Raw genomic sequence first — 24,987 nt, forward strand, 5'->3', positions numbered from 1 at the left:
TTGGTATGCTGTTTTGCAATAACAAACACCACCCACGCTGACCTACCCCTAACTGTTGATGATATTTTGGCGGATAAAAATCGTTTTAAATTAGATACCGACATCAGCTATTATAATCATCATAAGACTTTTGCCAGTACGCAAGGCTTTGAGACGGTAGATTTGGGCAATGGTCGCTCTATCGTTATGCCAGTTTTGGGCGATAGCCACACCAACACAGACAGTCTGATAGCAGGAGTGGGTTTGCGTTATGGGGTGGGTGATAAATTTGAGATGGGTGTCAAAGGCACAGGGCTATATCGCAATCAACGCTTTCAAAATGGTAGTACGCTTGCCGACACACATAACTCTGATTTGCAAGACATCAGCCTAAGCACGCAGTATCAATTAACAAATAATCACAAATCTTTGCCAAACAGTCTGTTATTTGGCGAATTGTCGGTGTATGACAAGACAGCAGGCTTTAAGCCCAAACATGGAGCGTCTGCTTTGATTGGTGGTACAGTCTATACCATCAATGACCCCATTGTGCTAAGTTTGACTGGTACTTATCAATATCAAGGTGGGCGTGAATTGACAGGTGGCGGACGTGTGGCGTTGGGTGATACCGCTATGCTAAACGGTTCGGTAGGCTTTGCGGTCAATCCTGATATCACGCTAACTGGGGGCGTGGGTGTACGACACAAATGGGCGGATAAAACTGATAATAAACTTGAAAACAATAGCACTCAAACCACGCTCAATCTAGGGCTTGCCTATGCCCTAAGTGCCAGAAGCAATCTGACTGCCAACGTTCGCACACCCATTTCAGGCAGTGGTGGCAGTACGCTGTCGGTTGGTTTGTCCACCAAATTGGGTCAATTGCCACCACCTTTATCACAAAAATACCGACAAACACAATGAAAACTACCTTAACACTTGGCTTGTTTTTATTGATGATGTCTGCCAATGCAGATTGGTATTATCCCACCCAAACTCTCGGCACTAAATCTACCTTTAAACATCAAAGAGACCATAAAATCACCAAGCAAGACGTGGATTATTCTTGCGGAGCATCATCTTTATCAACCATTTTGACTTACTTTTATCAAACGCCCAAAACAGAACGGCAGATTTTGGACGATATGGCATTGGACAATGTGATGGCTTCATTTTTGGATTTGGCAAAGGTTAGTCAAAAGTATGGTTTTGCTACTCGTGGGGTGATGATGGATTATGACACACTGACTAAGCTTAAAATCCCTGCTGTGGTGTATGTTAATCATAAGCGTAGCGATCATTTTAGTGTGGTGCGAGCCATTGATAAAAATAACGTGTATTTGGCAGATTCTAGTTGGGGCAATCGCACCTTGACAAGAAGGCAATTTGAAAAAATATGGCTCACTGCCCAAGACCACACAAAAGGTAAGGTATTGCTGATTTTGCCCAATCATGACACGCAAAGGCGATTAAGTGATCACACATTCACTGCCATTACTGACACCCAAACGCTACTTAGAACAAGCCCCTCGTTATTTCGCACGTTTTTGTGATGAGTGTAAGTTGGAACTTATGGCAGATGATGCACTGTAATATGTTACAAAATTAATCTAACTTATTATAAAATAAGCAAAAAATTCATTTAAAACTAATTGAATTTTCATTGCTTAACAGTGGGGGATAAGGCACTTTATCTGCATGCTTAATTGGTTATTTAATTTGTTATTTATAAAAGGGGTTAAACTTAAGCTGGCTTGATAAAAGGGGTTAAACTTAAGCTGGCTTGCCCCTTATAAAATCATAACTAATAGTGATTTATTAACAACTTCTTTGTTGAGAGTTTGAACTAAAGCAGAAAGTAACAGGTGCTTTTGTCACCAAGATCATCAAATGGTTTGGGGCGTAGAGACAAATTTTCAATGTGCATTTTGCAAAAAAGTTGGGATTTGAACTAGATTAAGTTCAAATCCCACACCATTCCCTAAGCACTTTAAGCTGATGAGAGGCGGTCCATAGTTAAATCTAAACTTCCGTCTTTTCCTAGGAATTTTGAAAGAAATATAAATGCCATTGAGAGAATGAAAGAATATTTTTTTGGATTTTTCAGGAATTGAAAACGCTAATAATAAAATACATATTGATGATTATGTAGATAAAAATATATTTGAACAATCCTTTTTATTCTTATATTTTTCAAAATATATTGGATAAATGAATTTCCTAGCACTCCTTGTGTTATTTGTATGAGCTTTCAAGAAGATGAAGTGGGTGCTTTTTCAACATTTTCCTTTCATAAATGTAGAGATAATGAGTATGTTGATGACATAGATAACTTAGAAGATTATTCTCAGCCGATTTATTTAGAAATGATTAAGCCCAATTCAAGCAAAAGCAATCAAAAGCTTTTTAAGTAGAGCTAAAAAAAAATTGTTTGGCAAATAACATAAAAATACTGCACAAAGATGCAACAGAGAGGTATTAATCTTAAATTCCTAAATCAAAGAAAATTACCATAGGAGTCATTGATGGAAAAATTATCAAAATTGAAAATAAATAAATCTTTAAATTTAAGTGCGATTAACTTTAATAGATTTAGTAGTAGCAAAGGTTGGATTGGCTATTTTAAAGTCACTGACTTATCGGATGAAAATGCTATAAAAAATTCATCTAAAATAATGAGAGAATATTTTAATATTGATGATTTTTTTTATGATAAGTGCTTTATCTTATGAAAATTCTGCCGATATTTTGGAATTTGATAATTTTGAAATGTATGGAGATGTGTACAAAAAAGCAATTGAATACAGCTTTTTACAAAAATATGATGGGCTATTTATTGATTGCATAGAAAAGGAAATACCACTTCCATTAGAATTATTAAGACTTGATTTTGATAGCGATGTAATTTTGGATTTTTGTGAAGTTTTGATGAATTATTATTTTACCCCCTGTTATTGGTCAAGTGTGTTTTTTAATCAATAAAAAACTTAACATTGCTTTATATCCACATGATGATATTGGCTATGGCTGTATTTCATTGGATAATTAAACTCATAGCAAAGAAGTTTTATATGATTTTTTAAAATTTTGTGATAATAATGCGAATTTTAGATCTGTTTTTTGATGGGTGTAACATGGAGTAATGACATAGTCTAAATAAGCAAGCTACCTTAAAATACCCAAATAGCAATTTTGGTAAAATGTGGATGGCGCAAATTAAGGAATGTAACAAATGTCATCTGTTATCATTAGTATATTGAAGCAAAATAGAATGATTGGATATCAAAAGGATAGACCAATATATCAAGCTATTGATAGTCAAGTTGGTTCAAAAACTGGGGCTGTCTTAGATGTTTTTGGTGCAAAAGAAGCTATAGACAATCAGATTTTAGACCAAATTAACAATGGTGCGCAAGTGATAGCATGAATAATTTAAAAAATGAAAAAATATTGACGCTGTCGATGATTGTTATTAATTTTATTTTATCAATAACCGCATCTATTGATATGAAAGAACCATACTTTTTTAATTTCAAAAAAAATAATTATTTGTTTTATTGGTTTGGTTGTATTTTCATATCCTATAAAAGATTTTATTTTTGGTAAACAATTTTTATCATATACAACCATTAAAAAGAATGATTCTAAGTTCACTAGGACTTCTGGGTTGGTGTGGTGTTGTATTATGTATATATCTATTTTATATGCATGTTTTAAAATTGTAATTTATTAGGCTATAGACTAGCAAAAAACTGATGGGTCAGAAACAAGATATAAAAGCAAAAGGGGCTGTATTAGATTAGCCTTAAATCCTGTACCATTTTCCAGGTGCTTTAAGCCAATTACAGCTAAGCCTAGTCAAAACGAAACTTTCGTCTTTAAAATGTTATAGTCATTGACAAACATTCTAACATCATATTTCTTATCAAAAAAGGAAAATAGCTATGGCAATTAATTTAAGCTGTTACACCACAAGAGATATTAATGAAGTTTTGGAAATTAATAAAAAAATCTCTAAAATGGTAAAGCAACAAAATCATTAGAACATTTGATAAAAATGGTGAATAAGAAATGAATATACTGACATTATATATCTCAAAAAATAATCAAGATTGCTTTGAGGAATTTTTAATGATTTTTTGTGAGAAAATAAATAATATTTTTTATTACAATGATTTTTATATCGATGTTAATGAATACATCTTGAATGAATTGGATTATGATGAAATTATAAATATTAAAAACCATATTAATGATTTTATCGCTTATTCAATTGTTTGGAATAATCTACATTCACTATATGATTTATTAAAAAAAATAAACTTAGATATAAGTTTTTTGATTGATAATGATAACGAAGGAGTCATTAAAAATGATGATTTTATTTCAATGAGTCTTGATGATTTTGCCAAATGGGTTAGATTTTAGAGATGATTTAGACGGCACTTGAACAAAGAAAAGCCAAAAAATAGAAAACAACCTACGCCTATTTGATGGTATCACATCTGCCCTATATGCACCGAACGGCAATGGCATCACAGGCGACATCACAAGAGCATTAAACCCAGAACTTTCCTATCAAATCGGACAACACTTTAAACAAAATAACACCGAAGGTACTGCCCCACACATTTTATCCCATGCCCTACTAGGAGCTACCACAAGCTATGCGACAGGTAATAATGTAGCACTAGGAGCATTCAATGGAGCAACCAGTGAAAAAGTCGCCCCTGCCTTATCCAAAATCTTATATGACAAAAACCAACCTAGTAAGCTCACCCAAGAACAAAAAGACACCATCACAAGCATCATAAGACTAGGTACAGTTGCTACTGCTTACACCACCACAGGCGATGTGGCAGAAGCAGTAAATGCAAGTGAAGTGGGGAAAGTGAGATTGGGAAAGTGAGATTGGGAAAGTGAGATTGGGAAAGTGAGATTGGGAAAGTGAGATTGGGAAAGTGAGATTGGGAAAGTGGGGGTGGAGAATAATGGGGGTGCAAACCCTGTGCAAAAAGGTAGAGCCTTAAATGCTCGTGCGTGCAGGAATGGGGATGTTAATGCTTGCAAAGTAAGAACCCTTGGTGACATCATTAAGGAAAATAAAAAAATATATACTGATTGGTACAAGCTTATTGCCAGTTATAGGAGACATACAGGGATTTGCCGAAGCTGAGACGGCTAGGGATTATATTTTTGCGACCATTGGAGTTATACCTGGGGCAGGAGATGTTGTACAAAAAGGTAGAGCTGCCAAGATAGCATACGATACAGCCAAAACTAGAAATGACGTAAATGGCATGAAAAAAGCCATGCAAGAGGGCGTTGATGCTTTACGAGAAGCTGATGCTCAAAAACTACCCAACACACCCACTGTTAGCCAGCCTATGACTGGTGGGCAAGCTCAAAGACAAGTGCAAAATGGACAAGCAGTGCCTATTGGATATACTAGAGATAGACAAGGAAGACTACGTGATGGTCGAGGAAGATATGTTAGTGATATTAATAATCCAAGAGTAGGTACAAATCTTTCTCGTCCTGACTTAAGGGTTGGTTTAAAAAGTCAAGTGATGGCAAATTACGAAATACTGCCAAATGGGGCTTATCGTCATAGAGTCACTCGACAAATAGTTCAACCCCCCCCCCATTGATTACGGTCATGCCTATGGTCGTGAACATAGGCGTTTGGTTTTAGCAGCACAACAAACCAATCTAACTCAAGCCCAATTTAATGATTTTGTTAATTCTCGTCCTGATTATTTTAGGCTTGAGAACAGAGCAGACAATCAAAGTCATCGCTATGAAAAACCTGGGAATGGTGAGTTAGAAGAAATAATTAAACACATTAATGAATTTAAGCAACAAAGAGGTATTAAATAATGGCTTATGATATGAGTGGTGTAGAGATTTTAGAGGCTTTACATGAAGGTGATTTTAAAAAATTAGAGTATCTTTTAAAAAAATACCCCCATAGAACTTTATTAGACATATCTAAAGAAATGAAAAGGAATTGGCTCCACAAAGTCGCCGATTCAATGAATGCCAATGAACCACCACTTATTACAATTAATTATCTCATTGATTTAGGTATCGACATCAACGCCCAAGACATCTACGGTATGACCCCCTTGCACTACGCCATGCGTAGTCGTAATGCCGAAGTTGCTATTACTCTACTTGAAGCAGGAGCAGACCCAAATATTCCTAATATTAACGATTTAAGACCTTTATCAATGGTTGGTTACACCAAGGATAGATTGGATGTTTTAGAGCTGATGTTAAAAAAGGGTGGTAATGTTTTTAATATCATAAATGGTAATGAAACAATTTTGGAGAGTTGGTTGCCCAGTGATTACGCCGAACAATGGGAAAAAGATATTTATGAAATAATGAAACAATACTCTTGATAAATAGTTCTGGATATGGAGCGATTAAAACCATTGACGATAGAGCGAATTACTTTGGGGCGATGTACGGATATACAGGACAACCTTGGTTTAGAGAGGCTGAAAAAGTTTCAAGGAATGGTTTAAGTGGGTATAAGTATTCCTTTGGGAATGGGATATCAGATGCAGTGGGTCCACCATTAAATAAATGGAGAGATGAGGCAGGTGCGGTAATTATGAAAAATGCAAAATCAGAGTTTCAATATATTTATCAAAATTACCGCAATGAAACCAATAGTTGGAGTTACAGAAGATTGGTTAAGGAGCAAAAAGACCCGAAATTGCAGGCAGTGCATGAGAAATGGTATAAGCAATGGAATATAGTCGTTCAAAAAATTGCTGACAAAGAGGCAGGTGGAAAACTATTAAACCCCTACCATAGAATTGATAAGGGGTGCAAAGGTATGCCTGAAGTGGCGGAGTGTAAAATAAAATGATTCCTTTTGGTTTTACTTGGACTTACATTATTTGGATGCTATGGATTTTTTTCGGACAAATTATTGTTTGTATTATTTATTTTATATTGTCTTTATATTTGATTTTTAGTAAAAAATTATTTTTAGTAAAAAACTTTAATAAAATTATCTATTTTACTGGTCCTTGTTGTTTATTAATCCTAAGCTTACTGTGTATTAATCATTCTGACCTATTAATCTCAATCAGCAATACAGATCTAAAAGAGATATTATTTCAATTGGGAGTCTGGGGTTCAACTCTACCATTTGTTATTATTTGGATGTGCTACCAATATTATGGGAAAAAATCTCATAAACTTGAAATGTTTTTTTACATTATTAGCTGTATTTTTATTTTGTTGTCCAGCATTATATTTGTATCTTTGATCTGATAAGGTCAATTGTCCATCCAAACAATGCCTAGAAATACAGGTCAACAAAGCAGTGTTGGAAAGTCTGTTAATGCCGCAGGTGATGAGGGTGGGCATCTAATTGCTAGCGCACTCGGCGGTTCAGGTGATAGAATCAACCTAGTACCCCAAGCACAAACACTTAATAGAAGCGACTGGAAGAAGATGGAAAATGAACTCGTAAGAGAGCTAAAAGCAGGTAAAAAAGTGACTATCAAGATAGATGTGAGCTATCCAGCGACATCTACAAGACCAAATAGGTTTTACGTTACCGCAACCATCAGTCATAATGGAGAAACAGAAGTGAGAAGATTCCCTTTTTCACAATAAACTTTTGGAGGAGTTATCTATGGAAAGTACACTAGGTGCAATTTATCAAAAAATAGCTAGTGATTTATTGAATTGCAATGTTAATCAAAAGTGGGACAAGTTGGTTTTAACATCAGATATTTTAAAACATAATGCCAGCTCTATCACATTTTGCGAATACCACAAAAATATAGCAAGCGATGTGGATATTGAATTTGATACAATTTTTTCTATTAATGATTCGCTTGTTGAGTTAAGAGATGTTTTGCTAGATGGACTCGGTCATCGCATATGGGGGCTTGTTTTTACTCTATATCCCGATGGAAAATTTGAAATAGAATACGATTACAATAAGCCTGAAGATTATGAAGAAACAGATGGCATTATCACGGCTGAAGAAATAAGTGACAGTCTGCAAAATCTATTTAAATAGCTATAAAATCAACCAAGTCTAAAGGTAAAATTTATTTTTAAAATACAATTGTATGGGCTTGGTTAACGATAGGATAACCACCATGCCCCACCCAAACCCCCCTTACCACAGCACTCACTACAGCTTTACTGTTAAGCTGCGGTGCTGCATGGGCGAATGGGTCTTTGATTGTTGGTGGCACCACTCCAAACGCCAACCACCTGCAAGTCACCCATCAATCAGGCATCCAAGCCAATACATCAACACTCACCGTAGACGGCAAAGGTATCTTTACAGGTGGTTATCTGCTTACCACAGATGAACAAGGCAACCAAACTAACTTTAAAGGTGGCATTATCACCCAAGATATGCAAAACCACCTTACCTATGACGGCAGTGCAAATAGCATCGGCATCGCAGTCAGTGGCAAAGGCATCTCACCAACAAGCCTAGGCTATGGTATAATAGACCCCACTCATCAAACCAGCACTACCTACTCTGCTGTAACAGGACAAGCAGGGCAGGCTCATGCCACCATCAAAGACAAAGACAGTCTTAATCAAACGCTACAAAACAGCTTTGATGAACAAGCATTTAATAGGGAGCTTGGGCTACAAACTCAAATCAGTACAGAGTTTGGTAGGCAAGCTCCGAGGGTGGTGGCACAGTTTAGTCAAAACCAAATCAATAATATCCTAGAGCAACTTAATGACCCTAATTTAAGTCAAGATCAAGCAGAACAAATTCTTGATGAAGCCAAAAAATGGGATGAGGGTGGGATTTATAGTGTGGCACTGCATACTGCTATGGGTGCATTGGGTACAGGCTCTACTGAGGGAGCATTAGCAACAGGAACTGTAGCAACAATCGCTCCTAACATCCAAAAATTAGAAGATTATTTAACAAAACAACTGACCAAAGACAGCTCAAAAGAACAAGCAGACAAAGCCAGACAAACCGCCAAAGGCTTAATTTCTTTTGTCATGCTTGCCACAGGTCAAACAGCAGGACTTGACCCATCTAGTACCATGATGGCAACGAATGTGGAGATGAATAATCGGCAGTTGCATGGGCAAGAAAAGCAACTCGCCAGAGTTTTAGTTCAAAAAGCCAAACAAAAAGGGTTAAAAAGATCTGATGGTCAGTCTTATACACTTCAAGACATTGAAGATGCCTTACGCTGGGCAAATAGCGGTAAGTATAAAGAGCGTTATGACAGTAATTCAAATGTAGCTATAAACAAATACAATGTGGCAAATGCCAACAAATTACTTTATGACAATGCCATAGGTGATGATTATAAAAAAGATGGGAAAAGATTGTGGAAAAGTTACTCTCAAGATGGTGTAACTGTCATGCGTCAGAACTTTAATAATATTAAAAAACCTGACACAGAACTTATCAACCTTATCCAAAAACAAACCCCAAGTTATCAGTACACTTGGAACAAAGAACACATCAAAGGTTATCAAGCACCACCGAAAATCACAACGCCCAGAAAAGTAGTTAAGGCACCAATTTATCCGCAGAGTGCTATGGATAGAAAAAATGCGACTATTAAGAGAAGTGGGGTTGATTTAAGTAGTTCTGCTAACATACAGGCAAAGTCTGATAAGATAATGAATGAAAAAGTCATGCCTGTTGTGCAAGTTGGAATTGGTGCTACCGAAGTGGTTGCAGGTAGTGCAATGTGTACTACTGCATTAGGCTGTACAGCTGGCGTTGCCTTAATTACTAATGGTGTAGACAACGTAGCAACAGGTGGTTATAATTATGGCAAATCATTTAGCCAACAAACAAACTCAGTAGCACTTACCAAAGGGGTAGGGCTGTCTGAAAATACTGCTGCTAATGTTAAATTAGGGGTGGATTTGGCTTCGGGAGTTGGAGCGGGTAAAGCTGTTACTAAGACAGTTGGCAAAAGTACAGTAAGCAAAGTAGATGTTTCTAATAACCAAAGATTGCCTGATGTGTATGGTGATGGGGATTTGGGTAGTGTATTGGATGTGCCACCATATACTATAAGACAAGATAATAATTTTTATTCTGAAATTAATGAAAGAGGAAATCCTAAAGCTTATCTTGACAAAAATGGAAATCTCGTTCCAGCAAATGTAAATGGTAGGGGAACTATACAAACACATATTAGAGGTAGTAACCCTAGTGAAACACCTTATATATCTACAATTGATCCAAGCATTGTAGTTTCACCTAAAAAATATGCTAAACAACAAATTATAATTGATACTCAAAATTTACAAAAGGATATAGATAATGGTGTTGTTAAAGATATTGAAATTGTTACCCCAAAGCAAATTATTTCTGAGTTGCAAGATAAAATAAATAAGGCACAAAATAGATATGATAAGAACCCATCTAATAAGAATCGCAATAGCCTAGATAGGGCAAAATCTGATTTAAAAAATGCGATGAGAGATGGAGAGTGTCTAATTAAAGGTATCGTCCCTTGTAATTATATTAAAAAAAAGTAAGGTTTTTTTTATGAGCTCAAAAGAAATTGATGATTTATTATATGGCATACCAACCACAGTGGACTACACTGATCTGCCAGAGGAGTTAGATGAAGAGGACATTCCATCAGAAAGAATCGATGGTTTATTAAATATAATAAATAAAGAGATGGATATTTATTTATTATTCAGAGCATCTTTCCTTTTAAACTCTTGGGGTATTGATGAGGGTTTTAATAAAATGACGGAGCTTTTATTTAGTGATAAAATTTCTTATTTGATAATAAATAATTTAAAATCATTAGATGATACATATAAGCATGCTTTATCGTCTTATATTAGTTATTGGGCAGTAAATTCCGATCATGGAAATGGTGAAAAAGCGAGAAAAAAAATATATCAACCAATAAAGATTATTATTGACAAGGCTAACATTCAGCCATTTCAAATAAATTCTTTATTTTGGGTGATTAAGAAAGAAGGATTTTATGAATATATTCCTTTATTAAAGCAACATTTAACAAAATTGTTAAGATACCACATGAATATGTATTGGGAAATACATGACTTATCAAAATTTTTATTGGATTTAGGATTTTCTGAATTTATTAATAAAATTTTTTACCAAAATAATAAGGGGCTATCTGATTATGGTTTATAAGTATATTTAAAACAAGGCAAAGTAAATAAATATGGTGGCACTAGTAGTTATTCATTTTTTAGAACTCTTTGATGTATCCACAGATAGTAGGGCTTTATCTCCATAAACCAGTTTGAGTATCAAAGATAAATATACTTTACATTATTAATATCCTACACCGCCTTTTCCAACATAAATCAAGGCAAAAAAAACAAGACGGTAATTTATTAAAATGTATCAAAAAAAAAAATTGGAGATAGTAATGACCAAATATGTACACATTAAGAGATTTTCTTCCTGATTTGGTACAGTGCAAGAAGATGATTTACTCTACTTCTTATCAGAAGAAGATTATGACACCTATTATAATTGTGATTTAAAAACCACCACCAAACAAAATCAGGCTTCATCAAAGGCAGTGGGGTAAGTATTACCATCGGTTCTCAAACAACCGACAACCAAAACAGCACCATTGGCACCAATGATGGCAATGTGGTTTTGAGTGCAGGGGGTGATTATCGGCAAATAGGCAGTCATGTCAGTGCTTATATGGGGTCTGATACAGGCAAAGGGATAAAAGATAAAAAGCGTGGCAATGTCATCATTGATGCCAAAAATATTGATGTCATCAACAATATAACGACAAAAGACACCACCGAAAGCACTTACTTTAAACAAAAAGGGCTTACTGTCAGTGCTTCTAATAGCTTGGTAGATGGTGCCAAAGGCGTACAAAACATGGTAGAAGCTGGCAAGGAGGTGCAATCAGACAGGGCTCGTGCCATGGCCGCTCTAAGTGCTGTCAGCAAAGTCCTTTGCTTTTTTAAATTGTTTGCGTGATTTAGCATGAGTTTTATTGATGGCTTGAATGGTTTGAGAATGTAAACCAAGTAATTCACCACTGCCTTTGGTGTAAATAGCTACTAACATCAACTAAGCTTACAGGCAGTAAACTGAAGCTCTCTGTGATGCTGGGTGGTGTGTTAGGCTTACACATTGCACTAAAAATTAAGAACCGCTAAATTTTTGATAATTTAGTGGCTCTTTGGGATTTGATAACAGGTTTATTAAATCAAGTGCTTGGGATGTCTTTAATGGCGTAACACAAGCGCTTGGGGTAGTTTGATAGCTCTGTGAAGCCGTATTTTTCATAAAAGCGTTGAGCGTTTTCATCTTTTGCGCCTCATCATTTCTGATAGTCGTTTGGCGGTTTGCATAGCATGTAAAAGTAAATCAGCACCCAATCCTTGCCCTTTGCATGCTTTATCAACTGCAAGCCTTCCAAGTAGTACGCACAGAATAGGGCTGTGGGGGCTTTGACGTTTCAATCTCTCACTATCATCGCGTTGTATGATATGGCACGCTGATAAGGTGTAAAAACCTGTCAGGCGGTTATTGTCTATTGCGCCATAAATAACCGTTTCATGACGTTTTAAAAGTTGGCTCGCCTGCTGTTTGATAAAACGATTTAATGGTAGGACACCGCAATCAAAAGTTGTCTTATCGTGGTTTCGGGTGAGCTTAGTTATCAACACGCACAAAACCCCTAATTGTGTACAATTATAAGAAATACGACAAACAAAGTCCAATGATTGTTTAAAAGTAAAACTGCTTGTAATAGTAAATTGACGAAGGATTCAACAAAAAAAATCTAGCATAAGAAAGTGTCGTTGGACTAATCGGTTTGATGTTTTTTGTCTTGCGCCTTCTTGGCGAACTATTCGGAAATTCCGAGTAGTTAAGCTCATTTATTATCAACAATTTTCAACATACCATTGCTCGCATAGCTCTTCGGCTTGATCCACCAACTCCTGTAGAATGCCATTAGCATCGAGTCCCGCTTCATCCAAAAACCCCCAGGCTTTACCACTTTGTTCTTCTGCACCAAAGCGACTGGCAAAAGTCATATCAAAACCATTGTATGCTTATGTTATTTTCGCGGTCATCATTTTGCAGTTCAATATAGAATTGCTTGGTTTTGCTACCATCATTGATTGCGACATCAAAATAGACACAAAAGCCGTCCACTCCTATCTTTGTGGGATAGTTACAGCCTTGGCCATAGATTTCTACGACTTCTGCTAAGGTGTCTACGATATTGGTAGAAAGTATTTTAAGGGGTTTGTGTGCCATTCTTGGTCTCTGATGTTTTTACATGCTATTAAGTATAGGGGTTGTTGTTTGAGTCTTTAAATCTCAAAACATTCGCTAATTTGCGATAGTTTTGAGACAAAAAGGTCATCTAGATGGTCAGATAATGCTTGATGGAATTCATCTAAATTAAACCAATCTTCAAGTTTTGATATATTGGGCAATACGTCCCAATTAGGGCGGTATTCTGCTATTATGTGTGAGCGATGTTCATCTAATAGCTCTCTGACATTATCGCCTGGTTTTAAATCATTGACAAACTGCACCGCTGCTATGGCAATCAAGTCATAAATTTGCTGGGAATTATCAAGTACATATTTTGCAACACGTTGCTTGGTGTTGAGCTCATATGTATCAACAAAATGCTTGATTTTTTTCAGCATTGTCATGAACAATATTGCAAAAATCATCATCAAGCCATACGCAGTTCTGCCAATTTAGGTCTTTAATAAGAACTGCAATGTCAAAATCATCACTTTGTAATTCCAAAGTATCCACAATCAACTGTTTTAGTAGGGGGTGTGACTCTTTTGCCGCATCTACTGCCATTTCAACAAAACCCAATTCATTTAAATTTTTGGCGGTGTAAGGTAATTCTGCATTTATGTATAGTTCAAAGAAAGGCTCTTGTTTTTTGTAACCAAGTTTAACCGTCTGTCTAACAAGAAATTGCAAGCCTGGCTCATAGTCATGATAAGCAAGTTCCATGTCCCAATCATATTTTTTAAGCTCATCGGTAAACTCATCATCAAGACCACCAGTAAGAAAGTCTCGTAATGTGGCACTCATACACCACCGACCAAAGCCGACAAAAGGATAGCTTATTCCGTCTTGGAGACCGTCTTTGAACTGTGATTTTTCAACCCAAAAACCATAAATGAAAGAATGTTGGTTTTCATCTAACCAAGTAAAAACTTTGGTTAGAGTTTCAAGAATTTGGGGGTTTTGTGTGGTTATGATTAAAGAACCATAAGCGTCGCTGATATTAGCCATTTGTTATCTCCTGTTTAACGTTGATTAGATATATATAGAATAAAACAAGAGAAGAATAAACAAAAAGCAATAATATCTAACATAACCTAACAGCCGTTAGGCTAAGTAAATTATCATTCACGCCCGCATTCAGCTTTGTTAAAATCATCGTTACTTAGTAACGATTTTAATATCTGTGCTGCCAAGCCTTCGCTGACAGTCTAGGCGGTGGGTGTGGCTTGCTTCTTATCTAATCAACCGCCCAAGCCACAAGGAGTAATCAGTTTTCTGTTCCAGATACCCAGTTCTCCACAGCCAAATCAAAACCTTCAAAATCTCGTTCGTTATTAGTAACCAGCGTAAGATTTTGGCTGATAGCATGGCTGGCAATGAGCGTATCAAAACTAGCCTTGTGTTTTTTGCTTTGCATTATTTTACCAAAAATAACCGCCGCCTTGTCATCAAAGGGCAAAATAGTTATCATGCTTTGTAAGCGGTCAAAGATGGATTGTGATTGATGGATATTTAGTCCACGTTGCAACTCTGCCCATGTGATTGCACTTATGGCGACTTCACCAACAAAACAACGGCTAAAATGCTCAACCACTGATGGCGGGGTATGTTTCATTAAATAAATGCATATGTTGGTGTCAAGCAAATACTTAGGTTGTATTACCATTGGCACTCATTCTCCACAAGTTCGGCACGCTCAATATCTGCACCGATTTGACGGAGTAAGTGGGGCACTTCGCCCAAAGTTTTAACCGGTTCAATGATGACACAGCCATTCTCTTTGCGTAGAGAGACAGGGGTGTTTGCTCCAAAAGCCAGTGCTTTTGGTAAACGTACCGCTTGGCTGTTGCCAGAGACAAAAGGGATGGTAACAATCATTGTTAAGCTCCAAACTATGTATATCTTTAAGTATATACATAAAGATATACAAAGTCAATGATTTTGCAATTTCACCACAAAAACCAGACTAGCTTTGTGAAGAACGGTAATTATTCATGGCGGAGGTAAATGCACTCTCAATCTCAGAAAAAAGCCATGTAGTCAAATGCACAACCGCAGATGGCTTCAATTGCAATGACCGTTAGGCTTACCACTATACAAATAATCAGCTTGCATTTCTAATCTATGTTATATTTTTTAATAACTTTTGATTATTGTTTTTCGTTGTTTACTAATAGTTGAGTTATCAAACTTTTACTTGATAACTCAAAAAACCACTACATAAGCCATTAAAACTTATGTGGTGGGGTGTGGCTTGGGTTTTTTATCTAATCAACCACCCAAGCCACGAGGGGTAGGCGTTTTGGTTTTAGGGTCTGTTGGAGTTTGTGTGCCATTGCCGACACCATAATCATTAACCAATTCCGCAAAAATAGCAAAAGCAACATCGCTCATCATACGTTGTTCATAATCAAAACCATTTGGCACAGTGTTTCATGAAATGGATTTATTGATGCCTATTACGAGACGATAAGGTTCATCGGTTGGCACAAAACCAAAGGTTTGATAATATTTCCAGGCTTTCATTTTTCGCATCGATTACTACAAATGCCATACCGCTAAACAGAGAAAATTTTTTGATGCCTTTTAGGGCATCTGACAAGGCTTGTTTACTTAATCCTTTACCTTGATGATGAATATCTACGCCAATACGACCAATTAAGATTGCTGGAATTTGCTTGGGATAGCCTTTAACTTTTCCAAATTCATTAAAAATGGTTATATTTGATAAAGTATAAAAGGCCAAATTTTATGATTGTCATCGACTAAAACATGAGTTCTAGCAATGCCTTTTTTGGCGTGTTGGCTTGCCATTGTGTGCAAATAGCGGTTAATGACTTCATTGCCACAATCAAAATCCGCCTTGTCATGGTGCTTGCCCAATAGCTCAAACATTGATTTTCTCCCCTTTCATCATGCGTTCGCCTAATTCCAATAACTCACGCATAAGGGGGGGTTGGAGATGGTGGGTTTTCTAGTAGCTCAATGATTTGTAAGGCTTGTTTTTCGGTCAATACTAAATTTGCACCGTCTGAATTTAAACCGTGCTTATCCAGTTCTAGCCAAATATCATCGCTATTGGCCACACTTTGCAACAATTCATCGGTGGTAATGCCTTGTGCTTTGGCGGTCTCAATAATCGCTATGGCGGTTGCAGGTGGTAAATCTAAAATCATCTATTTAATCTCCATTAATAATCAATCTTTAAAAGTTGTCATATTTTAAATGTTTGTTTTTCGCTATAAGCCTTGCCATGTCTAGGGTGTGTCGGTTTTTTGTGATTTTGGTTTTGGGTTGGTTCTGTAAAGTTTTTTGGGTGTCGGATTTTTAAATCTTAGGGTAATACCAGGGTGTTTACGCCTATGAAACAGACACATAAAAGCACCACAAGGGGGAATAACGGGCGTAAATGGGCATTTATGCAATCAAAATTTGCTTATCATTGATGGTAGAGGTAACGGTCAATTTACCGCCTAACGCTTCAACGTATTTGGCAAGCGTGGATAAATGCACATCAACACCATTTTCAATTTTGCTGATATTAGCTTGTGATACGCCCATTTTGTCCGCCAGCTCCTTTTGTGATAAATGGGCGGTTTGTCTAAGCTGTGATAATTCATAGCTTTGTTTTAGGGTGCGGGCTTTGGTGTGTATTTTGGCTTGCTCATCTTTGGGTAGGCTTGCCAAAAAGGTTTGATGATTGGTAAAGCTCATTTTGTCAGCCCTTATTATCTTATGCCATGACTTAACGCTCTGCGATTTTAGGCAAACGCCAAGCCCACTTCTTCCCCTAAATTAGCGTTAATATTTACTAATGCGTCAAGGCTAAATTTGCTAATCTTGCCCTGTAATAGGTCATTTAGGCGTGGTTGTGTGATACCGCATTCTTTTGCGATTTGGGCTTGTGTGCCGTCCATTTCGCTAATTAGCTTTTGAATATGGCTCATCAGCTGGGCCCTTAACTTTAAATTTGCACTTTGGCCGGGTGTGTCGCTTAGTGCGTCAAATACGCTGTTAAATTTCATCTTGATTATCCTTGTATTAGTTTTAGGCGGTCTTTGGCAAGCTCTATATCAGCTTTTGGGGTCTTTTGGGTTTTCTTGGTAAAGGCGTGTAATACATACACAGTATCAGCAAATTTGGCGGTATAAATTACCCTATAAATGCCTTATGCGTCTTTTAATCGTATTTCTACCACGCCAACACCAATACTAGGCATATATTTAAAATCACTTGGCATTTCGCCATTTTGCACCAAATGCAATTGATAGCCCGTATCTTGCTTTATGTCATTTGGAAAAGCTCTAATATCATCTAAGGACGTTCCCAAAAATTCAATATCTTTCATTGTTATTTTAATTTGCCTTGTTTTCTTAAATTATATCAGTTTTAATATAATAACACAAGGGTTTTTCTTATGTCGCAATTTATAAACATGATAACTGCCTTATGCTCAAACAACCTTAAATCTTAATTCCGCATTTGAAATGTAAAAATAGCAGGTGTGAACGCCAAAACACCGCTTTTTTATCATCTTAAAAAGCCTTTACCCCCTATAAATAAAGGCTTTTACTACTTTATTTGTGCAAGATTTGGTGGTGTGGGCGGCTTAGGTTTTATCTAATCAACCGCCCAAGCCACAAGGAGTAATCGCTTGCCATTATTAGTAGTGATTGTTAATTATTCTAACCAGTTTTGCCATTTTAAGCCGTCAACTCGGCTAAACTCTTTGACATTATGCGTAATCAAGGTTAGATTTTTAGATAACGCTTGTCCTGCTATTAGCATGTCATACGCCCCGATCACTTGCCCCTGTCTTTGTAGGTCTGCTCGCACCTTGCCAGCACATAGAGCATCTTTATCATCAAAAGGCAATCTTACAAAGGGTAATTTGTCAATTTTTGCCAAATTTTCACGCTGTTTTTGACTATGATATGCCCCATAATACAGCTCGAACAGCACAATATCCGACAACGCAAAATCGCTCACTTTACGTTGTTTTAGTCGTGCGATAAGCACAGGATTTTGCTTTTGTAGGGCAATGATGATGTTGGTGTCAAGCAGGTATTTCATGCAAAATCTCGCTTGCTGATGGGGTCGTCTTTTAGCATTGCGACTGCTTGCTCCATGTCATCATCAAAGGACGAAACATCATCCAGCCAGCCCCAATCATCTATGATGGGCGTGATGATGAGTTGGTTGCCGTGTTTTTTTAACTGTACTTTATCGCCATCAAAGCGAAATTCTTTGGGTAAGCGAATGGCTTGTGAATTGCCACTATAAAAAAGGCGTGCGGTAATCATATTTTTTCTCATTGATGTATATATGATTGGTATATATTATTAAACTTTATGTCATTTGTCAATTTTTACACTCAAATGCAGGAGCAAAACCGTAAGGAGAAATAGACAGGTTAACTGCTTGGTATATGGTGACGCGTTTAGCCAGCTCAGAACCACTTTTATCTGTTTTTTACCACAACGCTTAAATTTTAAAAACCCAGCTTAAAATCAGCATATTTGTTGTTTTGGATTTTAACCAACAACTTTTTGATTACCATGTGGTTTGCCATATCAAAAACACCCCAAAATACATCGTCAATCAAATCATAATTAGGGTCGTTTTTTTGTATTTCTTGCAAAAATCCGATACGGTTTGATAAGGCTAAAAAGGTTTGGTGGTAAGCATGTTGCCAATTGTGAGTGCATAAGATATTACTTAAGACTTCTGAATTATCCATAAAAGCGTCTAATGCTTCTTTTGGGTCATTGTGGGTGTCTAATAATGATATAATACATTCGTCAGATACTTCATCAAGAAGTAGCATCAAGTTACTTTCTTGTTTGGATATATATTCACTTGTATTAGTGTTTAGTTCTAAAGCCATGGCGGCACTCCTTATGATTTGGGTTAATTAGATATATAATAAAGGAGGCAGGAAAGGGAAGGAAGCAAACAACACCTACGAAGCGCACAACAGCCGTTAGGCTAATTCAATTTGCATCACGCCTGCAAACCAAACAACCAACGAAAAACACCGCCAAGCCCATCAAAGATTTGGCGGGGTGTGGCTATTGTCGTGAGGGTGATGCACTTCGTTCCAAAAAAAATAATGAAACTTGGCGCAAAATGCCATAATTAAGATATACAACGCCTATGGAATTGCTAAATTTGTCTTTGGGTAGGTATTCTACTTGATAAATCCTAGATTGCTCAACCGCAACAGAATACTAGGAGTAGATACCCAAAAAAGCGTTTGCAAGCACTGAGACATCTGTCATATCTTTTTCAAAAATTAGATGCCTAAGAATTGCTTTTGGCATCAAAAGTTCGGCAGCAAAAGCACTGGCTTCTTTAGAAGCTTCTAATTCATTAAAATTAGATAAAACATACCGCCCTAGCTCGTGAGCAAGCATAAAACGCTGACGATGAGGGTGCTGATTACTGTTGATTGTAATCACATAAGTGCTATTTTTACGATCGTACTCAATTTTTCCAGAACTATCGCTGGGCATTGGTTCAATTTTAACCAATAAATCAGGATTATCCATTTTTGCACGCATTTTATCGATAATTTGCTCAGGTATGACCGGAAGTTTCCTATCCCAGTAACTATCTAAAATACTTTGGGCATAATTTACGGCTCTTGTCATTTGTTTCTCCTTTTAACTAAGATGATACCGCCATGATTTACAAAACCCCACCACAAGTTGATTGATAGTGGGGGTGGTTGTTTACTTAAATTTACTTAAGTAGGGTGATGATTTTATCAGCAAAATTATCTTAATCTGCCCATCTAGCACAACCTTGGTAATCTTGCAGCCACCTGGCACACTTGTAAAGCACTTTGTTGGTAAAGGTTGTGCTGATAAAAACTGTTTTATTGTTCTTACGATTTTTTATAAAGCCTAGGCAACCTAGTTTTTTGCCATTTGCAGTTTTTTGATTGATATGAAATTCCAAATCCATTGAAGGCTGTGCTTTTTTTGTTGCTTTTTTAATGGTATTTTTGGTTTTAGTGGTTAACAATACAGTCATAACATACTCCTATCGAAGACAAAAGTTAGAATAAAAACTAAAAAGGACAGCAAAAGATATAGCTGGATTCTGGGTCTTTTGATAAAGAGTGAATAAACTTATCCAAAGCTTTGTCAAAATCATCAAACCATTGCCCCTCTTCACAACCAACGCCACGAAAATAGGCAGATTGACACAATGTAGGGTTGTAGAGGTGTTGTAGCCCTGCCAGTAAATCCTCTTTTAATGAGGGAAAGGTGTCACGGCTAAAGCTTTCTAATATCATGTCTGAACTAACATCTGTAATATTGGCTGAGTAACCGCCATCTTCCTCATAGATGGCTATACGCAAGCCCATATCCTTGGCAAGTTCAAATATTTTTTGATTAATTAAATCTTGTTGATTATAAGTAGATGTATTTGTTGTCATGGATATACTCCTGATTCATAAGATGAATTAAAAATAATTTGATAATTTGTTTAGGGATGTATATAGATTAAAAGAAAAAAGGCAGAGAAGGATACGCAACCATCCTAAAAGACCCAAGTCGCCGTTAGGCTAATGAGTGTTTTTTATGTATTTCTTTTTTTTTAATTTTATTTATTAATATTATTGAATTATTTATTTAGTTTTTATATAATAGTCATGTCATCAATAAAAATAAAGAAGTTTTTTATTTTTATTAATGATTAGCCCACACCGCCGTAAAACCACCCTATTCATGGGGTGGATATAAGGCAATGGGTGTGCTATAATCATCTTAACTTCACCCAAAGTACAAGAATGAGCGGATAATTTTGCAAGTATGCAACTTGTTCTTTTAAGTTAAGTGAAATGAGTTTGTAATTTAACACCAGCCCTAATAAGTTCGTGCTAATTTTTTTAGCAATCATTAACAAGTAGGACGACTTACTAGGAATAAGAAAGATGTCTTGTATCTTGGTGTCATACAACAAAAAAACATTTTTTTCGTCTGGGACGTCAGACGCTTATAGAAGGAAGCTCCTGCTTTTAGGCAGGGGAGTACGTCATTGGATTTTTAATGAATTGTATGGATAATAATTCAAATAATAAAAAAACGTTGAGCATTAGCCATAATAATGATTACTTTGGTTGCTTTATTTCTAATTATTAAAAATATCAATACTTGCTATTTCTGTCTTGTTAATTTTACCTTTTCTTTGCTTCTTCAACAATAATTTCTGTCAGTCTTTTTCTTTCTTTAATCAAGTAAGAAATTTCTGACATTGGATTTTTAGCCATAAATATGACAATAATTATTATTGTTGAATAAAGAAGTATCATATTTGTTTTTTAACATATCTTATATTTCCTTAAAATTTAAACAAGTAAACTATCTAACTTCTTAATAGAAATATCCAAATCGCTTATTTTACGCTTATATTTTATTTTTAGCTTTTTTAAATGTTTTTCTTTAATGAAGTAATGCAATTTATTTTCAATTTTAATAATTTTACATTTATTTTTTGTATTTAGTAAGGAATATATAATTGGAGCAAAACATAAAATTAAACTTGAAATAGCTAAAAATGCAGAAATAATTACGATTTTATTTTTTTTTCTAAATTTAAAATAGAACCAACTATTATATTTATAAAACTATAACCTGCAAATATAAGACTAATAAACATGCTGTTCGTTTTAAAATCATCAGATATACTACAATTATGAATAAATTTTCTGTAATCACTGTGAGAGACCGCCACAAAACCTTGCTCAATCTTAGTAGATAACAGATAGTTCAATCTTTCTAGGTCTGCTTGATAATCTTGCAATTCTGAAAGCAATTTCTTGTGTTGAAGCTGATTGTTAATGCGAGTGCGTTCATCAGCAAGTCTTTTTCTTTCTGCTACGGCTTCATTATAGCTGGGTAATTGGTTCATTTTTAATAATTCCTTGTTGTTAGATGGCAAATGTCGCCATCATAAATCACGGTTTGTCGTCTAAGCGAACTTCATACTCGCCACCGCCTAATAAAGCTCCCAGTTATTTATATATCAATAGGGTACACCCTAATAATAGTATTATAACACCCACAAAAAACAATATCAATAGATTTTATTTAATAATTTTGATATGATAGTATTAAAAATATTATTAGGTGATATTGTATTATTGTATGGCTGATAAAAACAATATAAATAAAATAGATAAACTGGGTAAACATCAAATTGTTGGATATATCAGAGTATCAAGCTTAGATCAAAATACAGAGCGTCAGCTAGATGGTGTTACCCTTGATAGAGTATTTATTGACAAGATAACAGGATCAACTAAAAACCGTCCACAGCTAAATGCGATGCTTGATTATGTGCGATTTGGTGATACCGTTATTGTGCATAGTCTTGATAGATTAGCACGCAATCTTGAAGATTTGTTAGACATCATCAAACAGCTCAATGATAAGGGTGTGATTTTTCAGTCCTTAAAAGAGAATGTAAAATTTGATGGTTCAAGCCCTAGTGCTATGGATAAACTAATATTGCATATTTTTGGAGCCATTGCTGAGTTTAATCGATCACTCATACGAGAAGCTCAAAAAGAGGGAATAGCCAAAGCCAAGCAGCGTGGTGCGTACAAAGGAAGAAAACCTGCTTTAAACAAAACGCAGGTAAAAGAGCTTAAAGACATCATTGAATCTAAAAACAACTCTATTGAAAACTACAAAGAACTCACTTTACCAAAAATTGCTGATCAATTTGGTGTTTCACTACCGACTATCAATCGCTACATCAAAAAGATTAAAGAAAAAAAAACGAAGGGATAAAAATGAAAAAACCCATTGCTTACAACCCAGAGAAATTGTTATACAAGCCCATTTTCACCAAAGATGAGTTGGCATATTTAGAGGCTTTAAACAGCGTATCAAAAAGTGAATATTTGCTATCACCTAGAAATATTCAATCCTTTTCTATCAGCTTTGCACATACCTCAGCTGTGCTAGAAGGTAACACCTATAGTGCTGTTGAAGCTGAGCTGCTTTTAACATTAGGTCAAACAGGCGCACATAGACAGCTAAGTGAAGCACTCATGCTAAAAACAATGCAAAGCTCTTTTAACTATATTGTAGAAGAATCTCAACATAGTAAAACAGATGCACGTCGCCCACTATCATATATAGTTAAAAATGCACATGCAATGGTGTCTGAAGGTATACTAAATCAACAATATTGCGGTACAGCACGCAATGAGCCAGTGCTTATCACAGCAACAGATTATATCCCCTCTGACATTCCTCAGCAGCTTGAAGATGGTTTACAAATAATTGAAACAGAATATGATAGTATTAAAAATACCTTTGAAAAAGCAGTTTATATTCATCAAAACCTATCATATTTGCAATATTTCTATGATCATAACAAACGCACAGCACGCAATATGTGTGCATACACACTACTAGCTGACAACAAGATGCCGGTTATGTTTACTGAACGCAGCACTGAAGAATACGCACGCGCTGTCATATCTTATTATGAAAGTGAACCAGCAGATTATAGTGCGTTCAAAGACTATTTTATTGCATCTTATGAGCGTGTTTGTTCACGAATGAATGCCTTTGCTGTTGAGCAGGCTCATGCACTAGTATTTTCCACCAATCAAGACATCAATCTCTAGTGTCCGAATTCGGACACTCTACAAGGATAAAGTGTTTATGGGTAAAAAGTTATTTGATGATATTGATGAGTGGTTCAACGGCAACCGTAAAACTACATCAAAGTCAGCTGGTAGTGGTGGCAGTGTTACGTTACCAAAAATTAGAAAGCCCACACCAAAACCACAAGCTATCAAAAACATCATTAACGGTGCCAAGTCTGCCAAGAAAGGTGTAGCCAATAAGGGTGGCAAGAAATTGCCACAGGTGGTTGTTAAAATTAGTGGTAGCAGCAAGGGTGCTGAATAAGGCACAAAGTCACCTTAATTATACGGGACGCAAAGGCAAAGTTGAGCTAGAAGATGAGCAGGGAAATAAATATTTAGGTGATGAGCAAAAAGAGTTAATGAAAAGCTGGGAAGCGGCAGGATTTCATGATAAGCATGATACTGGCAACAAGAGAGAGGCCTTTCATTTTGTATTTTCAATGCCCGAAGGCACTGACCCAAAGGGATTAAAAGATGCTGTACGCAATCTAGTGCAAGAAGAATTCACAGGACATAAATATTTTATGGCGCAGCACCTAGACACAGATAAACCACACTGCCACGTGTTGATCTGTGCCACAGATGATCGTGGTGCACGTCTAAATCCACGAAAGCAAGATTTACACAATTACCGTGTAGCATTTGTCAACAAGCTAGCTGAGCAAGGTATTTCAGCCTTTGATACTTGAGCTGCTGCCGCTGCTTCTTGTTTAATATTTAAGGCGATACCTTCTTGGATTAAAGCAGTATTATCTCTGATTGCTGTTGTCAAGGCATTTTGTGACTTAGCGACTCTTTGCCCAATCGTGGAAGATAGTTTTGTACCTTCTTGTATTGAAGCTGTAGCAACAGCATGTGGCGATAAGCCGTAAGCGGCATGACCCTGCTGTACGAAAGACAACGCGATTGTCACCGCTAAGAGTTTAAAAGACTTGTTCATGATACCATCTATTAAGTTTGTCTTAATTATTAATTTAGTATATCATAAAAAGCACAGTAGTGAATATCTTGTCGAAAAACAAGGGTTAAAAAAAACTGTCCACGCATGGAC

At 36.2% G+C, this 24,987-nt stretch carries 42 protein-coding genes and 2 pseudogenes; 20 read left to right on the forward strand and 24 right to left on the reverse strand.

The features are described from left to right. From LU293_RS00005 to LU293_RS00035, 7 genes and pseudogenes are all read left to right on the forward strand, one after another. On the forward strand, positions 1-903 hold the full coding sequence (locus LU293_RS00005) for a transporter family protein (protein ID WP_242747720.1): 903 nt from the start codon (positions 1-3) through the stop codon (positions 901-903). Then, positions 900-1,532 carry a C39 family peptidase gene (locus LU293_RS00010; RefSeq protein ID WP_242747722.1) on the forward strand — a complete coding sequence of 211 codons (633 nt, stop codon included), beginning with the start codon at positions 900-902 and terminating at the stop codon, positions 1,530-1,532. The genes LU293_RS00005 and LU293_RS00010 overlap by 4 nt, the downstream gene beginning before the upstream one ends. Before the next feature lie 541 nt (positions 1,533-2,073). Further along, positions 2,074-2,393 (forward strand): annotated as a pseudogene (locus tag LU293_RS09950) (PM0498 family protein). Positions 2,394-2,504: 111 nt separating this feature from the next. After that, entirely contained in the window at positions 2,505-2,711 is a 207-nt protein-coding gene (locus tag LU293_RS00020; protein ID WP_242747726.1) for a hypothetical protein, read from the forward strand. After that, on the forward strand, positions 2,689-2,961 hold the full coding sequence (locus LU293_RS00025) for a hypothetical protein (protein WP_242747728.1): 273 nt from the start codon (positions 2,689-2,691) through the stop codon (positions 2,959-2,961). Before LU293_RS00020 ends, LU293_RS00025 begins: the two co-directional genes overlap by 23 nt. A 250-nt stretch (positions 2,962-3,211) precedes the next feature. Next, entirely contained in the window at positions 3,212-3,406 is a 195-nt protein-coding gene (locus tag LU293_RS00030; RefSeq protein WP_242747729.1) for a hypothetical protein, read from the forward strand. A gap of 644 nt (positions 3,407-4,050) precedes the next feature. Further along, a complete protein-coding gene (locus LU293_RS00035) occupies positions 4,051-4,407 on the forward strand; it encodes a hypothetical protein (RefSeq protein ID WP_242747731.1) in 357 nt (118 codons plus the stop codon). A 408-nt stretch (positions 4,408-4,815) separates the two neighbouring features. Here LU293_RS00035 and LU293_RS00040 read toward each other — a convergent pair whose 3' ends face one another. Next, positions 4,816-5,049, reverse strand: a complete 234-nt coding sequence (locus LU293_RS00040; protein ID WP_242747732.1) for a hypothetical protein — start codon at positions 5,047-5,049, stop codon at positions 4,816-4,818. 65 nt (positions 5,050-5,114) lie between these two features. Between LU293_RS00040 and LU293_RS00045 the strand changes: the two genes are divergently transcribed. From LU293_RS00045 to LU293_RS00085, 9 genes are all read left to right on the forward strand, one after another. Continuing rightward, positions 5,115-5,630 (forward strand): hypothetical protein, encoded by a 516-nt coding sequence (locus LU293_RS00045; RefSeq protein ID WP_242747734.1) that lies wholly within the window; start codon positions 5,115-5,117, stop codon positions 5,628-5,630. A gap of 34 nt (positions 5,631-5,664) precedes the next feature. After that, entirely contained in the window at positions 5,665-5,859 is a 195-nt protein-coding gene (locus LU293_RS00050; RefSeq protein WP_242747735.1) for a GH-E family nuclease, read from the forward strand. Positions 5,860-5,870: 11 nt separating this feature from the next. After that, positions 5,871-6,386: an ankyrin repeat domain-containing protein gene (locus tag LU293_RS00055; RefSeq protein ID WP_242747737.1), complete on the forward strand. Its 516-nt coding sequence runs from the start codon at positions 5,871-5,873 to the stop codon at positions 6,384-6,386. Next, the gene (locus tag LU293_RS00060; protein ID WP_242747739.1) at positions 6,383-6,862 is read left to right on the forward strand and encodes a hypothetical protein; all 480 of its coding nucleotides are present in this window, start codon (positions 6,383-6,385) and stop codon (positions 6,860-6,862) included. Before LU293_RS00055 ends, LU293_RS00060 begins: the two co-directional genes overlap by 4 nt. A gap of 434 nt (positions 6,863-7,296) precedes the next feature. Beyond that, positions 7,297-7,620: a DNA/RNA non-specific endonuclease gene (locus tag LU293_RS00065; RefSeq protein ID WP_242747741.1), complete on the forward strand. Its 324-nt coding sequence runs from the start codon at positions 7,297-7,299 to the stop codon at positions 7,618-7,620. Between the two features lie 19 nt (positions 7,621-7,639). Then, on the forward strand, positions 7,640-8,032 hold the full coding sequence (locus tag LU293_RS00070; RefSeq protein WP_242747743.1) for an immunity protein YezG family protein: 393 nt from the start codon (positions 7,640-7,642) through the stop codon (positions 8,030-8,032). 164 nt (positions 8,033-8,196) lie between these two features. Next, positions 8,197-10,503 carry a hypothetical protein gene (locus tag LU293_RS00075; protein ID WP_242747745.1) on the forward strand — a complete coding sequence of 769 codons (2,307 nt, stop codon included), beginning with the start codon at positions 8,197-8,199 and terminating at the stop codon, positions 10,501-10,503. Positions 10,504-10,513: 10 nt separating this feature from the next. Then, positions 10,514-11,143 carry a hypothetical protein gene (locus tag LU293_RS00080; protein WP_242747747.1) on the forward strand — a complete coding sequence of 210 codons (630 nt, stop codon included), beginning with the start codon at positions 10,514-10,516 and terminating at the stop codon, positions 11,141-11,143. Positions 11,144-11,620: 477 nt separating this feature from the next. Beyond that, positions 11,621-11,962 (forward strand): hypothetical protein, encoded by a 342-nt coding sequence (locus LU293_RS00085; RefSeq protein ID WP_242747749.1) that lies wholly within the window; start codon positions 11,621-11,623, stop codon positions 11,960-11,962. Here the strand turns inward: LU293_RS00085 and LU293_RS00090 are convergent. The 22 genes and pseudogenes from LU293_RS00090 to LU293_RS00190 form a co-directional block, all read right to left on the reverse strand. Further along, positions 11,936-12,037, reverse strand: a pseudogene (locus LU293_RS00090) (transposase); the annotation flags it as partial. The gene LU293_RS00085 and the pseudogene LU293_RS00090 sit on opposite strands and share 27 nt — an antisense overlap. A 254-nt stretch (positions 12,038-12,291) precedes the next feature. Next, complete coding sequence (locus LU293_RS09885) at positions 12,292-12,657, reverse strand: GNAT family N-acetyltransferase (protein WP_375540341.1); 366 nt, start codon at positions 12,655-12,657, stop codon at positions 12,292-12,294. Between the two features lie 219 nt (positions 12,658-12,876). Continuing rightward, positions 12,877-13,029: a hypothetical protein gene (locus tag LU293_RS00095; RefSeq protein WP_242747751.1), complete on the reverse strand. Its 153-nt coding sequence runs from the start codon at positions 13,027-13,029 to the stop codon at positions 12,877-12,879. A 1-nt stretch (position 13,030) separates the two neighbouring features. Continuing rightward, positions 13,031-13,255 carry a hypothetical protein gene (locus LU293_RS00100; RefSeq protein WP_242747752.1) on the reverse strand — a complete coding sequence of 75 codons (225 nt, stop codon included), beginning with the start codon at positions 13,253-13,255 and terminating at the stop codon, positions 13,031-13,033. 56 nt (positions 13,256-13,311) lie between these two features. Next, positions 13,312-13,662, reverse strand: a complete 351-nt coding sequence (locus LU293_RS00105) for a hypothetical protein (protein WP_242747755.1) — start codon at positions 13,660-13,662, stop codon at positions 13,312-13,314. Next, positions 13,628-14,266, reverse strand: a complete 639-nt coding sequence (locus tag LU293_RS00110) for a hypothetical protein (RefSeq protein ID WP_242747757.1) — start codon at positions 14,264-14,266, stop codon at positions 13,628-13,630. The genes LU293_RS00105 and LU293_RS00110 overlap by 35 nt, the downstream gene beginning before the upstream one ends. Before the next feature lie 259 nt (positions 14,267-14,525). Beyond that, entirely contained in the window at positions 14,526-14,924 is a 399-nt protein-coding gene (locus LU293_RS00115; RefSeq protein ID WP_256462112.1) for a type II toxin-antitoxin system VapC family toxin, read from the reverse strand. Then, positions 14,918-15,136 (reverse strand): antitoxin, encoded by a 219-nt coding sequence (locus LU293_RS00120; protein ID WP_242747761.1) that lies wholly within the window; start codon positions 15,134-15,136, stop codon positions 14,918-14,920. The genes LU293_RS00115 and LU293_RS00120 overlap by 7 nt, the downstream gene beginning before the upstream one ends. A gap of 393 nt (positions 15,137-15,529) precedes the next feature. Then, positions 15,530-15,685, reverse strand: coding sequence for a hypothetical protein (locus tag LU293_RS00125; protein WP_242747763.1), 156 nt, complete (start codon positions 15,683-15,685; stop codon positions 15,530-15,532). Between the two features lie 49 nt (positions 15,686-15,734). After that, positions 15,735-16,004, reverse strand: a complete 270-nt coding sequence (locus tag LU293_RS00130; protein WP_242747765.1) for a hypothetical protein — start codon at positions 16,002-16,004, stop codon at positions 15,735-15,737. Between the two features lie 193 nt (positions 16,005-16,197). Next, the gene (locus LU293_RS00135) at positions 16,198-16,434 is read right to left on the reverse strand and encodes a hypothetical protein (RefSeq protein WP_242747767.1); all 237 of its coding nucleotides are present in this window, start codon (positions 16,432-16,434) and stop codon (positions 16,198-16,200) included. 241 nt (positions 16,435-16,675) lie between these two features. Then, positions 16,676-16,972: a helix-turn-helix domain-containing protein gene (locus LU293_RS00140; protein ID WP_242747769.1), complete on the reverse strand. Its 297-nt coding sequence runs from the start codon at positions 16,970-16,972 to the stop codon at positions 16,676-16,678. A gap of 47 nt (positions 16,973-17,019) precedes the next feature. Next, positions 17,020-17,283: a helix-turn-helix domain-containing protein gene (locus LU293_RS00145; protein WP_242747771.1), complete on the reverse strand. Its 264-nt coding sequence runs from the start codon at positions 17,281-17,283 to the stop codon at positions 17,020-17,022. 5 nt (positions 17,284-17,288) lie between these two features. Next, positions 17,289-17,423: a type II toxin-antitoxin system RelE/ParE family toxin gene (locus LU293_RS00150; protein WP_311195324.1), complete on the reverse strand. Its 135-nt coding sequence runs from the start codon at positions 17,421-17,423 to the stop codon at positions 17,289-17,291. Between the two features lie 3 nt (positions 17,424-17,426). After that, on the reverse strand, positions 17,427-17,606 hold the full coding sequence (locus LU293_RS00155; protein WP_242747775.1) for a type II toxin-antitoxin system RelE/ParE family toxin: 180 nt from the start codon (positions 17,604-17,606) through the stop codon (positions 17,427-17,429). Positions 17,607-17,938: 332 nt separating this feature from the next. Continuing rightward, a complete protein-coding gene (locus LU293_RS00160) occupies positions 17,939-18,331 on the reverse strand; it encodes a type II toxin-antitoxin system VapC family toxin (RefSeq protein WP_242747777.1) in 393 nt (130 codons plus the stop codon). Beyond that, entirely contained in the window at positions 18,328-18,561 is a 234-nt protein-coding gene (locus LU293_RS00165) for an antitoxin (protein ID WP_242747779.1), read from the reverse strand. The genes LU293_RS00160 and LU293_RS00165 overlap by 4 nt, the downstream gene beginning before the upstream one ends. Positions 18,562-18,749: 188 nt before the next feature. Next, a complete protein-coding gene (locus LU293_RS00170) occupies positions 18,750-19,145 on the reverse strand; it encodes a hypothetical protein (protein ID WP_242747781.1) in 396 nt (131 codons plus the stop codon). Positions 19,146-19,488: 343 nt separating this feature from the next. After that, positions 19,489-19,911 (reverse strand): ImmA/IrrE family metallo-endopeptidase, encoded by a 423-nt coding sequence (locus LU293_RS00175; RefSeq protein WP_242747783.1) that lies wholly within the window; start codon positions 19,909-19,911, stop codon positions 19,489-19,491. A gap of 130 nt (positions 19,912-20,041) precedes the next feature. Then, the gene (locus LU293_RS00180; protein ID WP_242747785.1) at positions 20,042-20,296 is read right to left on the reverse strand and encodes a hypothetical protein; all 255 of its coding nucleotides are present in this window, start codon (positions 20,294-20,296) and stop codon (positions 20,042-20,044) included. Between the two features lie 37 nt (positions 20,297-20,333). Further along, positions 20,334-20,705, reverse strand: coding sequence for a hypothetical protein (locus LU293_RS00185; RefSeq protein ID WP_242747787.1), 372 nt, complete (start codon positions 20,703-20,705; stop codon positions 20,334-20,336). A 1,133-nt stretch (positions 20,706-21,838) separates the two neighbouring features. Beyond that, positions 21,839-22,180, reverse strand: a complete 342-nt coding sequence (locus LU293_RS00190; RefSeq protein ID WP_242747789.1) for a hypothetical protein — start codon at positions 22,178-22,180, stop codon at positions 21,839-21,841. A gap of 236 nt (positions 22,181-22,416) precedes the next feature. On the opposite strand from LU293_RS00190, the gene LU293_RS00195 reads away from it, so the two are divergent. The 4 genes from LU293_RS00195 to LU293_RS00210 are packed head-to-tail and all read left to right on the forward strand — an operon-like array spanning position 22,417 to position 24,625. Then, a complete protein-coding gene (locus LU293_RS00195) occupies positions 22,417-23,064 on the forward strand; it encodes a recombinase family protein (RefSeq protein ID WP_242747791.1) in 648 nt (215 codons plus the stop codon). Between the two features lie 2 nt (positions 23,065-23,066). Beyond that, positions 23,067-23,912 (forward strand): Fic family protein, encoded by an 846-nt coding sequence (locus LU293_RS00200; RefSeq protein ID WP_242747793.1) that lies wholly within the window; start codon positions 23,067-23,069, stop codon positions 23,910-23,912. A 37-nt stretch (positions 23,913-23,949) separates the two neighbouring features. Continuing rightward, positions 23,950-24,198: a hypothetical protein gene (locus tag LU293_RS00205; RefSeq protein WP_242747795.1), complete on the forward strand. Its 249-nt coding sequence runs from the start codon at positions 23,950-23,952 to the stop codon at positions 24,196-24,198. Continuing rightward, positions 24,188-24,625 (forward strand): relaxase/mobilization nuclease domain-containing protein, encoded by a 438-nt coding sequence (locus tag LU293_RS00210; RefSeq protein WP_242747797.1) that lies wholly within the window; start codon positions 24,188-24,190, stop codon positions 24,623-24,625. Before LU293_RS00205 ends, LU293_RS00210 begins: the two co-directional genes overlap by 11 nt. On the opposite strand, the gene LU293_RS00215 is transcribed toward LU293_RS00210, so the two are convergent. Beyond that, positions 24,565-24,876, reverse strand: coding sequence for a hypothetical protein (locus tag LU293_RS00215; protein WP_242747798.1), 312 nt, complete (start codon positions 24,874-24,876; stop codon positions 24,565-24,567). The genes LU293_RS00210 and LU293_RS00215 overlap by 61 nt on opposite strands. Positions 24,877-24,987 lie beyond the last annotated feature (111 nt).

The sequence above is a fragment of the Moraxella nasovis genome, assembly GCF_022701215.1.
In the GTDB taxonomy this organism is placed as follows: domain Bacteria; phylum Pseudomonadota; class Gammaproteobacteria; order Pseudomonadales; family Moraxellaceae; genus Moraxella; species Moraxella nasovis.

Bases quoted from the DNA above. Each gene is read 5' to 3' on its own strand.
- LU293_RS00010 (WP_242747722.1), top strand. From the start codon at position 900: ATGAAAACTACCTTAACACTTGGCTTGTTTTTATTGATGATGTCTGCC.
- LU293_RS00020 (WP_242747726.1), top strand. From the start codon at position 2,505: ATGGAAAAATTATCAAAATTGAAAATAAATAAATCTTTAAATTTAAGT.
- LU293_RS00025 (WP_242747728.1), top strand. From the start codon at position 2,689: ATGATAAGTGCTTTATCTTATGAAAATTCTGCCGATATTTTGGAATTT.
- LU293_RS00030 (WP_242747729.1), top strand. From the start codon at position 3,212: ATGTCATCTGTTATCATTAGTATATTGAAGCAAAATAGAATGATTGGA.
- LU293_RS00035 (WP_242747731.1), top strand. From the start codon at position 4,051: ATGAATATACTGACATTATATATCTCAAAAAATAATCAAGATTGCTTT.
- LU293_RS00055 (WP_242747737.1), top strand. From the start codon at position 5,871: ATGAGTGGTGTAGAGATTTTAGAGGCTTTACATGAAGGTGATTTTAAA.
- LU293_RS00065 (WP_242747741.1), top strand. From the start codon at position 7,297: ATGCCTAGAAATACAGGTCAACAAAGCAGTGTTGGAAAGTCTGTTAAT.
- LU293_RS00070 (WP_242747743.1), top strand. From the start codon at position 7,640: ATGGAAAGTACACTAGGTGCAATTTATCAAAAAATAGCTAGTGATTTA.
- LU293_RS00080 (WP_242747747.1), top strand. From the start codon at position 10,514: ATGAGCTCAAAAGAAATTGATGATTTATTATATGGCATACCAACCACA.
- LU293_RS00095 (WP_242747751.1), bottom strand. From the start codon at position 13,029: ATGACTTTTGCCAGTCGCTTTGGTGCAGAAGAACAAAGTGGTAAAGCC.
- LU293_RS00100 (WP_242747752.1), bottom strand. From the start codon at position 13,255: ATGGCACACAAACCCCTTAAAATACTTTCTACCAATATCGTAGACACC.
- LU293_RS00105 (WP_242747755.1), bottom strand. From the start codon at position 13,662: ATGACAATGCTGAAAAAAATCAAGCATTTTGTTGATACATATGAGCTC.
- LU293_RS00110 (WP_242747757.1), bottom strand. From the start codon at position 14,266: ATGGCTAATATCAGCGACGCTTATGGTTCTTTAATCATAACCACACAA.
- LU293_RS00115 (WP_256462112.1), bottom strand. From the start codon at position 14,924: ATGGTAATACAACCTAAGTATTTGCTTGACACCAACATATGCATTTAT.
- LU293_RS00120 (WP_242747761.1), bottom strand. From the start codon at position 15,136: ATGATTGTTACCATCCCTTTTGTCTCTGGCAACAGCCAAGCGGTACGT.
- LU293_RS00135 (WP_242747767.1), bottom strand. From the start codon at position 16,434: ATGATTTTAGATTTACCACCTGCAACCGCCATAGCGATTATTGAGACC.
- LU293_RS00140 (WP_242747769.1), bottom strand. From the start codon at position 16,972: ATGAGCTTTACCAATCATCAAACCTTTTTGGCAAGCCTACCCAAAGAT.
- LU293_RS00145 (WP_242747771.1), bottom strand. From the start codon at position 17,283: ATGAAATTTAACAGCGTATTTGACGCACTAAGCGACACACCCGGCCAA.
- LU293_RS00155 (WP_242747775.1), bottom strand. From the start codon at position 17,606: ATGAAAGATATTGAATTTTTGGGAACGTCCTTAGATGATATTAGAGCT.
- LU293_RS00160 (WP_242747777.1), bottom strand. From the start codon at position 18,331: ATGAAATACCTGCTTGACACCAACATCATCATTGCCCTACAAAAGCAA.
- LU293_RS00165 (WP_242747779.1), bottom strand. From the start codon at position 18,561: ATGATTACCGCACGCCTTTTTTATAGTGGCAATTCACAAGCCATTCGC.
- LU293_RS00170 (WP_242747781.1), bottom strand. From the start codon at position 19,145: ATGGCTTTAGAACTAAACACTAATACAAGTGAATATATATCCAAACAA.
- LU293_RS00175 (WP_242747783.1), bottom strand. From the start codon at position 19,911: ATGACAAGAGCCGTAAATTATGCCCAAAGTATTTTAGATAGTTACTGG.
- LU293_RS00180 (WP_242747785.1), bottom strand. From the start codon at position 20,296: ATGACTGTATTGTTAACCACTAAAACCAAAAATACCATTAAAAAAGCA.
- LU293_RS00185 (WP_242747787.1), bottom strand. From the start codon at position 20,705: ATGACAACAAATACATCTACTTATAATCAACAAGATTTAATTAATCAA.
- LU293_RS00190 (WP_242747789.1), bottom strand. From the start codon at position 22,180: ATGAACCAATTACCCAGCTATAATGAAGCCGTAGCAGAAAGAAAAAGA.
- LU293_RS00195 (WP_242747791.1), top strand. From the start codon at position 22,417: ATGGCTGATAAAAACAATATAAATAAAATAGATAAACTGGGTAAACAT.
- LU293_RS00200 (WP_242747793.1), top strand. From the start codon at position 23,067: ATGAAAAAACCCATTGCTTACAACCCAGAGAAATTGTTATACAAGCCC.
- LU293_RS00205 (WP_242747795.1), top strand. From the start codon at position 23,950: ATGGGTAAAAAGTTATTTGATGATATTGATGAGTGGTTCAACGGCAAC.
- LU293_RS00215 (WP_242747798.1), bottom strand. From the start codon at position 24,876: ATGAACAAGTCTTTTAAACTCTTAGCGGTGACAATCGCGTTGTCTTTC.